The organism is Wolbachia endosymbiont (group A) of Andrena helvola (genome assembly GCF_964028415.1).
GTDB lineage: Bacteria > Pseudomonadota > Alphaproteobacteria > Rickettsiales > Anaplasmataceae > Wolbachia > Wolbachia pipientis.
Window position 1 is genome coordinate 876,482 of the sequence record NZ_OZ034779.1, and the last position, 12,562, is coordinate 889,043.

The 12,562-nt window shown below is 35.7% G+C and carries 11 protein-coding genes and 1 riboswitch; of the genes, 1 reads left to right on the forward strand and 10 read right to left on the reverse strand.

Annotated elements, in window-relative coordinates; genetic code table 11:
* Positions 1-430 precede the first annotated feature (430 nt).
* Positions 431-1,429: a pyruvate dehydrogenase complex E1 component subunit beta gene (locus ABWU73_RS04560; protein WP_012673123.1), complete on the forward strand. Its 999-nt coding sequence runs from the start codon at positions 431-433 to the stop codon at positions 1,427-1,429.
* On the opposite strand, the gene ABWU73_RS04565 is transcribed toward ABWU73_RS04560, so the two are convergent.
* The 10 genes from ABWU73_RS04565 to ABWU73_RS04610 all read right to left on the reverse strand — a co-directional run bounded on the left by ABWU73_RS04565 (position 1,405) and on the right by ABWU73_RS04610 (position 12,525).
* Positions 1,405-1,779 carry a TrbC/VirB2 family protein gene (locus ABWU73_RS04565; protein ID WP_006279664.1) on the reverse strand — a complete coding sequence of 125 codons (375 nt, stop codon included), beginning with the start codon at positions 1,777-1,779 and terminating at the stop codon, positions 1,405-1,407. The two genes, ABWU73_RS04560 and ABWU73_RS04565, sit on opposite strands and share 25 nt — an antisense overlap.
* Before the next feature lie 854 nt (positions 1,780-2,633).
* A complete protein-coding gene (gene lepA, locus ABWU73_RS04570; protein ID WP_264329681.1) occupies positions 2,634-4,430 on the reverse strand; it encodes a translation elongation factor 4 in 1,797 nt (598 codons plus the stop codon).
* A gap of 75 nt (positions 4,431-4,505) precedes the next feature.
* Complete coding sequence (locus ABWU73_RS04575; protein ID WP_264329680.1) at positions 4,506-5,909, reverse strand: malonyl-CoA decarboxylase; 1,404 nt, start codon at positions 5,907-5,909, stop codon at positions 4,506-4,508.
* A gap of 1,200 nt (positions 5,910-7,109) precedes the next feature.
* Positions 7,110-7,802 (reverse strand): thiamine diphosphokinase, encoded by a 693-nt coding sequence (locus tag ABWU73_RS04580; protein ID WP_010962623.1) that lies wholly within the window; start codon positions 7,800-7,802, stop codon positions 7,110-7,112.
* On the reverse strand, positions 7,783-8,058 hold the full coding sequence (locus ABWU73_RS04585; RefSeq protein ID WP_006280002.1) for a SemiSWEET family sugar transporter: 276 nt from the start codon (positions 8,056-8,058) through the stop codon (positions 7,783-7,785). Before ABWU73_RS04585 ends, ABWU73_RS04580 begins: the two co-directional genes overlap by 20 nt.
* Positions 8,047-8,149: riboswitch (TPP riboswitch) on the reverse strand. Its footprint overlaps the gene before it by 12 nt.
* Positions 8,150-8,225: 76 nt before the next feature.
* Positions 8,226-9,071, reverse strand: a complete 846-nt coding sequence (locus ABWU73_RS04590) for an SPFH domain-containing protein (RefSeq protein ID WP_265017881.1) — start codon at positions 9,069-9,071, stop codon at positions 8,226-8,228.
* A gap of 7 nt (positions 9,072-9,078) precedes the next feature.
* Positions 9,079-10,017, reverse strand: a complete 939-nt coding sequence (locus ABWU73_RS04595) for a M23 family metallopeptidase (protein ID WP_264329854.1) — start codon at positions 10,015-10,017, stop codon at positions 9,079-9,081.
* A 3-nt stretch (positions 10,018-10,020) separates the two neighbouring features.
* On the reverse strand, positions 10,021-10,755 hold the full coding sequence (locus tag ABWU73_RS04600) for a YebC/PmpR family DNA-binding transcriptional regulator (RefSeq protein ID WP_341810146.1): 735 nt from the start codon (positions 10,753-10,755) through the stop codon (positions 10,021-10,023).
* A gap of 60 nt (positions 10,756-10,815) precedes the next feature.
* On the reverse strand, positions 10,816-11,523 hold the full coding sequence (locus ABWU73_RS04605) for an outer membrane protein assembly factor BamD (protein WP_213862790.1): 708 nt from the start codon (positions 11,521-11,523) through the stop codon (positions 10,816-10,818).
* A gap of 60 nt (positions 11,524-11,583) precedes the next feature.
* The gene (locus ABWU73_RS04610) at positions 11,584-12,525 is read right to left on the reverse strand and encodes a hypothetical protein (RefSeq protein WP_010962628.1); all 942 of its coding nucleotides are present in this window, start codon (positions 12,523-12,525) and stop codon (positions 11,584-11,586) included.
* Between the last annotated feature and the right edge of the window lie 37 nt (positions 12,526-12,562).

Genomic DNA, 12,562 nt, shown 5'->3' on the forward strand with positions numbered 1-12,562 from the left:
AGCTTACTGGATTAAAATTATTAAATTAAGAGTTATAATTTTAGCAACTAAAAGCTGTAAATTGCACCATATAAACAGTTATTTCAAGCAAAAGTCATACTGACCTTAGCCAGAAAAAGTGGTGGAAAAGTTAGGAATGTTTTTTACAAAAAAAGACAGTATCAATAAAAAGGATTTTATTCTATTTGAAATATAAAATTATCATGAATTTTTCTGTTATTCCCAAGTGAATTATTATTAACTTAGCAGTATATATTATTAAAAACACAAGCAATACAATCATTTTTAGCAACCAAAACCAGCAAGCGTGAGAAGATTTTTTTTTTGGAATGAGTTGGTCATGATGTTTGTAAAACTTAATTTGTACACTTTACTTACCCCCAGTAATTCTGATATAGTTACTTTAGTTAAAGTCTATAAAAGTTTATAAATGGCAACCTTAAGTGTAAGAGAAGCTTTATGCACAGCAATTAGAGAAGAAATGCAAAACGACTCTGATGTGCTTATCATGGGTGAAGAAGTTGCAGAGTATGATGGTGCTTATAAAGTAACGAAAGGATTACTGAAAGAGTTTGGAGAAAACAGAGTAGTTGATACGCCTATTACCGAACATGGATTTGCTGGCCTTGCTGTTGGAGCGGCATTTGCTGGATTAAAGCCAATAGTCGAGTTTATGACTTTTAATTTTTCTATGCAAGCTATTGACCAAATTGTGAATTCCGCAGCAAAAACAAATTATATGTCAGGCGGACAACTTGGATGCCCTATAGTATTTCGTGGACCAAATGGCGCTGCAGCAAGAGTTGCTGCACAACATTCTCAATGCTTTGCAGCTTGGTATTCGCATATACCGGGGTTAAAAGTAATAGCACCCTATTTTGCCTCAGATTGCAGAGGTCTGCTTAAAGCTGCAATTCGTGACCCTAATCCGGTAATATTTCTAGAAAACGAAATAGCTTATGGACATGAGCATGAAGTTTCTGACTCTGAGCTATCAAACAAAGATTATCTACTTGAGATAGGCAAAGCTGCTGTTATACGGGAAGGAAAGGATGTAACTATCACTGCTTTTTCATTAAAATTAATGGATGCCTTAAATGCAGCAGATTTACTTTCGAGTGAAGGTATAGAAGCTGAAGTTATTGACCTCAGAACCTTAAGACCACTTGACACTCAAACTGTTATTAACTCTATTCAGAAGACTAATAGGTTAGTTAGTGTAGAAGAAGGATGGCCATTTGCAGGAATAGGAGCAGAGCTGTCAGCCGTTGTTATGGAACAAGGATTTGACTACCTTGATGCTCCAGTTGTACGTGTAACTGGCAAGGACATCCCCTTACCTTACGCTGCAAATCTAGAAAAAAAAGCATTACCGCAAGTGGAAGATATAGTTGAAGCCGTGCATCAGGTCTGTTTTAGAAAAAAATAGTTCTTTTTTGTGTCTCCTGTTCCGCATTGGTCCATCAAAGAAGTATTTCCAGTGCCGCCTATACCACCCATTACTTTTATGACGATAGTTTTAGCACCGAAAAATACAGCACAAAATATACCGAGTGCAAAAAGAGCTGGCCATGGCATTCTACCAAATATCGCAAGCAAAGCTGCACCTATTATCACTACGGTCATAAGCGGTCCGCCTATTCCCCAAACGTAGCCAATAATGTTACATATTACTTGAGCAGTTGTATCAGTATTAGTGTCAGCGGCAGCACTCCCAACATGAGAAAAAGAAATAAATAATACTATAAAAAGAATATTAAAAACTTTCCTAGGGTTCATCTCTATACCTTAAATTTAGATATTGCAATTATACCTAAAATACTATAATTTTTAGTAAAACTAGCATAAAGATTGAATAACAAACAGTGCCACAAAAGTAGTTGACACACAACTGCACAAATATTGTAATATAGACATAGTAAACGATATTATTCCAGTGCTTGACGCTGGAATCCAGACTTTAATTGTTATATTTATAAATAAGTCTGGAACGTTCATCTCAAATGCAGTATTTTTGTTGAAATAGCTCAACTGGATCCCAGTGTCAAGCACTGGGATGACAGCAGTCCTACGTCATACCGCCGCGGTATCTCAGCCGCTAACAAGTAGCGGGATGACGGTTGTCGTTTAGCCATAAACATTAAGAAATTTACCAAATGAAAAAAAAGGCAAAAGAAGCCCCGTGGTTGGCTAATTACTTACATTATACTTTCAAGTATGGCGTTTTTTTATTCTAAATGCTTAATAACCGCGATTCAGTTGCTTTTAAACCGCAACTAATCTAAATTAGAAACATTAAGAAATTTACTAAACAGAAAAAAAGGCAAAAGAAACCCTAGGGTAGCTAGTTATTCACTATCCATTTTTTAAGTTGGCGTTTTTTTATGTTTTAAACGCTTTATAAGCGCGTTTCAGCTTATGTAGGTAGAAGTTTGATAAAGACATAAGGTGCACATAGTGCAAAAAATTAAACATGAGACGCCAGATACGTGAGTTTTTTTGTCATTTAATCTGTACAGAGAAGATAAATAAATAGCTTCAGTTTCATGATAAGGGCGCTGGCGGAGTTTGTCAAGTAAGTTTTTTCGTTTCTAACGGTTGTTGCCAAAAACTATACAAGAAGTCTTTTAAGATCAATCACTTATCTTCAAAGCTTGAATAAAAGCATTCTGTGGAATATTTACGTTCCCTATAGAATGTAACCTTTTTTTACCCTTCTTTTGCTTTTCTAAAAGCTTCATTCTTCGCGTTACATCCCCACCATAGAGTTTAGCTGTTACATCTTTTCTGTATGGGTTAATCGTTTCTCTGGCAATGATTTTTCCGCCCACTGCCGCTTGAATCGCGATTTTGTATTGCTGACGTGGTATTAGATCCTTCAAGCGTGCACATATTTCACGCCCCCTTTTTTCTGCCCTACTTTTGTGAACAATACAGGCTAATGCATCTACGGGCTCTCCATTAATTAAAAAGCTTAATTTATCTATTTGGCTTACCAGATAGCTGGAAATTTCCCAATCCAAACTTGCATATCCTTTGGAAATTGATTTTAATCGATCATAAAAGTCAAAAACAACTTCAGACAGTGGTAATTTATATCTTAACAATGCTGTTGTTGTGTTACCAATGTAAGATAAATCCTCCTGTTCTCCCCTCCTTTCTTCACATAGAGATAGAATCTCTCCCAAGTATTGGTCAGGGACCATTATGGTTGCGGTAATCCATGGTTCTTCCACAATTTCAATTTTCGTTGGATCTGGCATATCACTTGGGTTATGAATATTCAAAACTTCACCACTTCGTGTTGTAACCCTATATATAACACTCGGTGCAGTTGCTGTTAGGTCTAAATCAAATTCTCTCTCGAGCCTTTCTTGAATAACTTCAAGATGCAACATTCCCAAAAAACCACAACGAAATCCATAGCCTAGTGCATTTGAAGTTTCAGCTTCGAAGGTAAAACTTGCATCATTTAAATGTAACTTTTCTAGAGCTTCTCTTAGATATTTAAAATCATCCGTTTTATGAGGAAAAATGCTACAAAATACCACAGGATGCACTTCTTTAAATCCAGGAAGTGCTTTACTACAAGGTCTCTTTTCCTCAGTGATAGTGTCTCCTACCTTGCAGTCTGCTACTTCCTTCATTGAAGCAGTTATAAAACCAACTTCACCCGCTGAAAGTTCACCCGTCATCACTTTTTTAGGGGTGAAAATACCGATATTATCTATCTGATATGTAGCATTATTAGACATCATAACAATTTTCATGCCTTTTTTTAGCACTCCATTTTTAACTCGCACTAAAATTACTACTCCTAAGTAAGTGTCATACCAACTATCAACTAAAATTGCTTGCAATGGAGCATTGACATCACCTTGAGGAGCTGGAAGTTTTGCTACTATTGCTTCCAGTACATCTTTTATTCCAAGTCCAGTTTTTGCTGATATTAAAACTGACTCACTTGCATCAATACCGATTATTTCCTCAACCTGGAGTTTTACCCCTTCTGGATCTGCAGCAGGAAGATCAACTTTATTGAGCACAACTATTATTTCATGGTTGTTGTCAATAGCTTTATATACATTTGCAAGGGTTTGTGCTTCAACGCCCTGGCTACTATCTACCACTAAAAGTGAACCTTCACATGCGGCTAAGCTTCGGCTTACCTCGTAAGAAAAGTCAACGTGACCTGGGGTGTCCATGAGATTTAGGCAATATTGATTACCGTCGTTTGCCGTATAATTGAGTTTTACCGTCTGTGCCTTAATTGTAATCCCACGTTCGCGTTCTATATCCATTGAATCGAGTATTTGATTGGTCATTTCTCTTGCTTCAAGGCCGTTACATTCCTCTATTAAACGGTCAGCAAGCGTTGACTTACCGTGGTCTATATGCGCTATTATTGCAAAATTTCTTATGTTGTTCATTTATGGCTATTTTACTTAAGTAGAACCATTTTACATTCTAAGTGTTGTGAGGGCAATCCTTTATTAAGAGACTATTTACTCCTTCAACATAGACGACACTTTTTTCGAGCAGGAAATCACTTTATTAACCATATAGTTTTCATGATTATTATCTATTTTAGGCAACTCATATAGATAATTTACCATCATCCCGGCTGACTGACTAATACCCTTTTCAGAAGTATCCGCCATCCAGTTTAATTGTTTTATTGATGCGCCATTGCTTAAATGAAAATGCGCCACCGGGTCATAAGTATTTCCATTACTATTATTCACTTTTAGTAAATAATATGCACATAGTTTAAGCATGTATTGTTTAGTTTCATTTGTACATTCAACATTAGTTTTTAATTGCTCTGCACTTTCTAAAATTTCTGCACTAGATTGTTTTATATTTAGTTTGCCCAATAAAGTGACATCTTGGTTTAGATTGTTTTTTAGCCATTTCGTAAAGCCAGGTATTGGAGAAAGAGTTGCGTATGTTTTTATACTTTTAAACTCTTGTGATAGCTTTTCTACAACCCTTTTGATCAAAAAATTACCAAGGCTGATTCCAGATAACCCTGCTTGAGTATTTGATATTGAATAGAATATAGCAGTGCTCGCACTACTTGGATCATTTGAAGGTACCGACTCATCTAAAAGATGTTGAATGCTATCTGCAATCTTATCCACCAATGCAACCTCTACAAAAATTAGAGGTTCGTTTGGTATCTTGTAATGAAAAAAAGCAAAACAGAGACGATCAGAGTCTAGTCTGTTTTTTAGGTCGCCCCAAGAGGAAATTTTATGCACAGCTTCATATTTTATAAGTTTTTCTAACAATGATGCAGGTGAATCCCAGGTGATTTGACGAAGATCAAGTAGATCAACATCAACCCAAGTATAGAGTATATTTTTTAATTCGCTTTCTAGTGGATTCAAGCTTCTATATTGGTTCTTTAGCTTAAGCACGTCAGAACGCATATCAACAATAAACTTAAGGCCTTCTGGTAAAGAAATAAATTGCTTCAATATTTTAGAACGCGGTGATTCAAGAATTTTTATTAAATCCTGTTCAAATTTATAGTTTAACTCGGGATCTTGGTTTTTCTTATACTCTCTAATTTTCTCATCTATTTCCGCTTTATTCGGATTAAATTTTTCTGCCAGGGTTTGTAGAAATTTTATTTTACCTTTCTCTGATAAGCTTAAGTACAAGTTACCAAGAGATACAGCGTTTTTACGTGCTGAAACCTCCCCTCCCTTTGGATTTAAGCACTCGTTCATCTTCAAGACTAAACTATCGATATCGCGACTGTTGCTTAAATCAGGACTGATGTTACCAATCCACGATCTTACAGCATCTGCCACTCCACCTAGTATTTTAAAAAAGCTTCTTACCGCCTTTTTGTCTTCAACTTTCACTATATCAGTTTTTACCAATGATTCTTTTGTCATAGATTCCCTTTATTATACATAGCTAATGCAAGTCAGGGTCATACCGCCGCGTTATCCCGCTAACAAGCAGCGGGATGACGGTTGTCGGTAAACCCAAGTTATTTTAGCTACATATAGCTTAAGTTAAAGGAAAATTTTAGCTACATAGCAGGCACTATTACTGAATTATTAATAATTCAGTAATACAATAGACTTCTTGCACTACCTCCCAAGCCACAACTGTCATTCAGTAGAAACGAAAAAACTTGCTTGACAAACTCCGCCAGCCCACTTATCATGAAACTGAAGCTATTGTATTTGCTTTCGCCAATCTGCAGATTAAAAGGTAAGGATTACTTAATGTATCGGCGTCTTATGTTCAATTTTTTGCAGTATATAGATACTGTATGTCTTTACAAAACTTCATCTACATCTAGATTTTTATCTAAATAAGCTGAACGCGCTTATAAAGCGTTACAAGACATCAAAAAATGCCAATACTCGACAGAGATAGTAAAAGACTAGCTAACTCGGGGATTCTTTGTCTTTTTTTCTGCTTAGTAAATTTCTTAAACATTTGCAGCGTAGGTTAGTTGCAATTAAAAGCGGCTGAATCTCGCTTGTCAAGCGTTTAAAACATAAAAAACGCCAATATTTTAAAGCGGATAATAACCTCAGGGCTTCTTTTGCCTTTTTTTTCGTTTGGTAAATTTCTTAATGTTTATAGCTAAACGACAATCGTCATCCCGCTACGTGTTAGCGGGATCTATGCTTTGAGATACCGCGAATGAATCGCGGTATGACGGTGTAGATGATGGTTAAGTAATTCGTCATCCCGCTGCTTGTTAGCGGCTAAGAGATACCGCGAATGAATCGCGGTATGACGGTTCGCGGCGGCGTGACGATAAGCTCGTCATCCCGCTGCTTGTTAGCGGGATCTATGTTAAGGTATAGTAGGGGATCTATGTTAAGGTATGACGGTTAAGTAAGGGATCTATGTTAAGAGATACCGCGAATGAATCGCGGTATGACGGTGTAATGACGGTTAAGCAATTCGTCATCCCGCTGCTTGTTAGCGGCTAAGAGATACCGCGGCGGTATGACGTAGGACTGCTGTCATTCAAGTAGCTGAAACTGGAATGACACGTCATAAAGGAACCAGTGTCAGCTACTTGGATGATACCTTTTTTCTACTTAGTTTGGGTTATGCAAGAAGTCTATTTACTTCTTAACTTGACGCACATGATGTCTTGCAGCATCATCTACTGTCTCTAAATAAATCATTGCTAGACATATACCACTGTGTACTTCTACGGATACCTTATTGCCTAAACTTCGATTAAAGCAAGAATTTTTTCCCGGAAAAGCAAGATTACTAAGGTGCAGTTCCCATTTTAATCCTTTAGTTGATATTTGAGCTCTCGGTATACCAAGTAAAGATATTTTAGTATTTTTTGGCAAAGAAAAAAAATGGGTAATACCTTTTTGTAAAGTGTAACCTACCATGGGAGGTGAAGGTGTGTAAAAGATACTGCCCGTACTTAGAAAAATGTTAATATTCTGTAGTATGTGATCAATTGCTCCTCCAGTAATACCCGTTACTATTGATGGCAATAACTTTACTGTTTTTAAGTGAGCCATTGCTTTAGAAAAGTCGCAATAATCTTGATCAGGTAGATATATCGTATTCAAATTAGCACGTAAATCCAGATTCACGCTATCCAAATCTCCTACTACAAGATCAGGTTTTACGCCAATTGATAGAAGCTTGTTTGCTCCTCCATCTACAGCAATAATAGGTATATCTCGTTTAAAAAACGATGAGCTCGGTATTTTTCCATTTAGCACTACAATAGAACGATATTGTTGTTGTGTACTGCAGTGCAGCACATGATCATGGTGCAGGTTTTGCATCGTAGTAACATTTTTGAATAATTGATATTATGCTAATCACTAATCCAGCAATATTGCTAAGCACCACAAAAATTGAGCTCTGGTAAAGACCATAGCCAATCCAAGACAATGAACAAATAAGATAGTTTACTAACATTAACATCGATACATCACGAGTAACTTTAGTGATATATGCTTTATATACTTGAGGTGATAATCCAATTAGAGATGCAATTAACGCAATGAAGCCGAAGCATTCTTCAATATTTATATACATACATTTTCCTACGCTTGCTTTAACAATATCAGGTTCAAAGGGTTGTACTTTATGTACTCTCAGCTTTTCTAGAGCACCCCTAATGCGTGTAATTTATAACATCATTTAGTCTATTAATCAAGAAATTAATAGTGACTTGCATTTATGAAACCCAATCGGCTTCTATGCTAATTATTATCTAAACTAATCGTCGGTTGTGCATCTTGCTCAGAGATTAGGGCAACCAACAAATTATTTATCAATTGAACCTTTTGCTTGCCATCTAATTGTAAGCTTTTGTTTTTTTCAAAATGAGCTATTACTTCCTCGACAATTCCTATTGCATTTTGCACTATATGCCTTCTTGCCGAAGTGATAGCATGTGCTTGTTGACGCCTTAACATTGCTTGTGCAATCTCGGACGAATACGCCAAATGCGATATTCTTGCTTCTGTAATCTCAATTCCTGCAATATCTAATCTTTGTTGTAACATTGACCGCAATTCATCTGAAATTTTATCAGAATTTTTACGTAAAGATTCCTCATTGCTCTCGCTGTCATACGGATAGTTACTAGCTAATTCTCTTATTACTGAGTCACTTTGTACAAAAACAAATTCGTGATAGTTGTTAACATTATAATACGCCTTTGCAGGGCTATTTACTCTCCAAACAATCACTGCTGAAATCTCTATTGGACTTCCATTGGCATCATTCACTTTTATTTTTTCTGTGTTGATATTTTGAAATTTTAGGGAAACTATATATTTGCTTGAAAAGGGAAGCGTTACACATATTCCAGACTTAAAATAAGTTCCAATATAATGACCAAAAAATTCTATCACTCTTGCTTCATTAGGGTCATTAATAAAAAATCCTTGAAGAAAAGTCAAAATTGAAACGGCAGCAACTCCAAGTGCAATTGTGCTGTCATATGCCAAAAAAAGCAGCGATAAAATTAATCCTAGCGCTATTAGTACAGGAAAAAACCGGAGTTGACTTAAATTTCTATCGTTTATCGTATTCTTATCCATATTGTCTTTAAACTTCTTTTTCACTTGAACCCTCTCTGTTGATCGTTTTATTTATCTTATTTACAAATAGTTTAAACTCTCTTAATTCATGATCAGGCAATTTTACTTCAGTTTTATGTGCTATCGTAAGCGGATCAATGTGTTTGCCATTATATATAACTTCGTAATGTAAATGGGGTCCTGTTGCAACACCAGTGCTACCAACATAAGCGATGATCTGCCCCTGCTTTACTTTAGAGCCTAACTTTATATCGCCACTAAATCTACTTACATGCGCGTAACAGGTTGAATATTCATTTTTGTGTTTTATTTTGATGTAATTTCCATAGCCACCATTCTTTCCTATATATTCTATCACACCCTCTGCAGCAGCGTATATGGGAGTGCCAAGTTTAGCTGCATAATCCACTCCTTTGTGAAAAACAATTTTACCGCGAATAGGGTGCTTTCTATTACCAAATTTCGAGGATACGCGATAATCTCCATTTAAAGGATTTGCAAAAATTTCGCCATTTTTTAAGCTTATTCCTTCTTTATTAAAATATCTTTCTTTGCCGTCTTGCGATTTATAATGATATAAACTAATAGCTTTCTTGTTTATTGTCAGTGAAGCATATAAAATTTTTTCTTCAGTCTTCTGATTATTAGGCAATCTCTCAAAAAGAACCTCCAATTTACTCTTCGGCACAATGTCTTTTTTAAAATCAACACCGAAATCTTTATATATGTTGATCAATTTCACCACTGTATTTGGCGCCAACCCTTCCGTGGCAAAAAAGGAAGATTTTATGGTACTGGATATGAATAACAACTTTCTATCACTTTCTGTCGTCAAAGTAGCTTTTTTTTTTCTGATTCCATGCTGGAATGGCTGTGCAAGATCTGTTGATGTTTCAGCGGTATATAACGGTAAGATAAAGAGCAGCATAAATACAATCAGCTTCATCATTTAAACAGCATCAACAAAAGTAAAATTACCTTCCACATACTGTACATCATCATTATCTTCTAATTCTTCAACCAATGCAGATAATTTATCAATCAACTCTTTATCGCTAATTTCAATCAGATCTTTTGGCTGCCATGAAAGACGAGCAAGTTCTGGTTCTCCGAATTTTGCATAAAAGGCATCGCGTACTTTACCAAAATCTTTTATTTCACAAGTTATAACGTGTAATCCTTCTTTGTCATTTTCCTCAACATTCAATACTTCTAATTCGATTCCATGACTGAATAAATCATCAAAATTCACACCCTCTGCTTTATAGACGATTAAGCCTACATGATCGAAAAGGTAACTAACACTTCCTGTTTCTCCTAAATTTCCACCTTTACGAGAAAAGATATAACGTACCTCAGAAGCAGTACGGTTGCGGCTATTAGTCAAGGCATGGACAATGAGTGCAGTGCCAGAAGGCCCATGACCTTCATATTGTATTTCCTCGTAATTTTCTCCAGCAACGTTACCAGTTGCATTTTTTATTGCTGTTTCTATTTTATCTTTTGGTAGATTTTCCTTGCGTGCAGCAAATATAGCAGAGCGAAGGCGCGGGTTGAGTTCGGGTAGCCCTTGCTTTGCAGCAACTGCTATTTCTCTAATCAGCTTCGTAAATTTTTGAGAGCGCTTTGCATCCTGAGCACCTTTCCGGTGTTTTATATTTGAAAATTGTGAATGACCAGCCATATTCAAATAGTTAAAAATCTAAATTATATATCAAAGCATAGAAAAAGCTAAAGCAAATTTTCAAGCCTCCGGCTTGGCATCTTGCAGGTTTTCTGCTAATAACATACTTTCATACTGCTCAGCTTCTAAGTCAAGGCCAAGAGCTGAATGGGCTGCTATTAAATGGTTAATAGACTTAGAAAAATATTTAGAATCCTTATAGCTTGCCATATTCTGGAAACGCTTAATTGCTGCTAAATATTCACCACGCCTCAGGTAAAATTTACCGATAGAATACTCTTTTGTTGATATATGTTCTGTGATTAATTTTGCTCTTTCCTTTATCTCGTCTACATATTCGCTGCCTGGAAAGAGATTAATGTACTCAGTGGCTAGCTCTAAAGTTTTATATGCAGTTTGCTGTCCAAGTTGCACTTTATTAATTTGCATGTAATAAGATAATACTCTTAAGTAGTATACATATGGTAAATCTTCACCATTTGAATAAACATATATATAATCATCCATATCACTTGCAGCACTGCTATAGTTACCCATATTATAGTGAGAGACCCCAGATAATAATTTTGCTTTCATTGCCCAATAAGAAAAAGGATACAAATCCTCTATCTTATGAAATGCCCTAATAGCTTGTTTATATTTTTTCTGGTCAAAAAGTTCAACTGCTTCTTCATATAGTTCAGTTTCAGTTTTTTCAAGATCATCCGCATACGATTGTGTAAAGGAGCAAATTAGGAAAATAAAGCACGTGATTAAAGTCTTATACATAAGATTTTTTTCGATCAAAATAAAGTATAGACCTAAATATTACTTAAATAAATAAATTTCTTAGGCAATAGCCGGTCCTTCTTCTTTATAACTACGGTCAGAACTACCTGCATTTCTTGATTCACCTCGTCCTTCCACTTTTGGATCTTTCAGCGTCTTACTGTAGGAATGTATAGTTAAGACCTGTACAGCCATAAAAATTGCAATACCTACCAAGCCTAAAGTAGGTCCAACAGCAGGATTTAAGGACGATGCTAATGCTATTAACATTATCCTTCTTATTAAAAATACAGAAGAACCAGCAAGCGCCAATCCGGCTACAGATATATTGCTAGTTTTCTTGCTAGATTTCTCATCAAGATCAGACTTTTCTGTTTCCTTTTTCTTATTTTTTTCATGCTTATCAATATAAGAAACAAGAGTTGCAAGAAAAGCAATTGCATTGGCAAGAAATAAAATTGCATCCTCTGCTGCTTCAAGTGAAGATGTTTCACCCATTATCATACCTACAATAACCAGTGCAGTTGTTATAGCCTCAATATAGATCAAACACTGACCTATATCAGAAATATTGTGCTCTTTTTCCTTTACTTCCTCTCCATTTTCAATAATCTCCAACTCTCGTTCTTTTTGTGCTATCTTCCTATTATTGTAAATTAAATATAGCGTACAAATAAGAGATAAGACTGTAAAAGGTAATATAGTGTGGCTTAGCGCGCCACTTATCACGCCAAGTAATACCTGATCGCTATATGTTTTTTCCAGTTCAATCGCCATCAGCAATGTAAATGGGACCATTGTTGCCAATGATGCACATTTTCTATATAGCTCTCTTTTTTTTAGTGCTAATAGTTCTTGTTCTAGCCTTTCTCTTTTGACTTCTTTATCAACTGTTGGCCAAAAATCCCAAAAAAACTCTTCTAATGGTTCAAAATCTCTTTTTTTCTTATTCTTTCCTGGAACCTTTTTAGTAGAAGAAAATTTGCCACTAGGTATTTTCATAATATTAACCTAATTAGTTGTAAGTTAATATAATTAT

Coding starts and splice junctions, on each gene's coding strand:
- ABWU73_RS04595 (WP_264329854.1), bottom strand. CDS start 10,017: ATGAAGCTGATTGTATTTATGCTGCTCTTTATCTTACCGTTATATACC.
- ABWU73_RS04590 (WP_265017881.1), bottom strand. CDS start 9,071: ATGGATAAGAATACGATAAACGATAGAAATTTAAGTCAACTCCGGTTT.
- ABWU73_RS04580 (WP_010962623.1), bottom strand. CDS start 7,802: ATGCAAAACCTGCACCATGATCATGTGCTGCACTGCAGTACACAACAA.
- ABWU73_RS04600 (WP_341810146.1), bottom strand. CDS start 10,755: ATGGCTGGTCATTCACAATTTTCAAATATAAAACACCGGAAAGGTGCT.
- ABWU73_RS04610 (WP_010962628.1), bottom strand. CDS start 12,525: ATGAAAATACCTAGTGGCAAATTTTCTTCTACTAAAAAGGTTCCAGGA.
- lepA (WP_264329681.1), bottom strand. CDS start 4,430: ATGAACAACATAAGAAATTTTGCAATAATAGCGCATATAGACCACGGT.
- ABWU73_RS04560 (WP_012673123.1), top strand. CDS start 431: ATGGCAACCTTAAGTGTAAGAGAAGCTTTATGCACAGCAATTAGAGAA.
- ABWU73_RS04585 (WP_006280002.1), bottom strand. CDS start 8,058: ATGTATATAAATATTGAAGAATGCTTCGGCTTCATTGCGTTAATTGCA.
- ABWU73_RS04565 (WP_006279664.1), bottom strand. CDS start 1,779: ATGAACCCTAGGAAAGTTTTTAATATTCTTTTTATAGTATTATTTATT.
- ABWU73_RS04605 (WP_213862790.1), bottom strand. CDS start 11,523: ATGTATAAGACTTTAATCACGTGCTTTATTTTCCTAATTTGCTCCTTT.
- ABWU73_RS04575 (WP_264329680.1), bottom strand. CDS start 5,909: ATGACAAAAGAATCATTGGTAAAAACTGATATAGTGAAAGTTGAAGAC.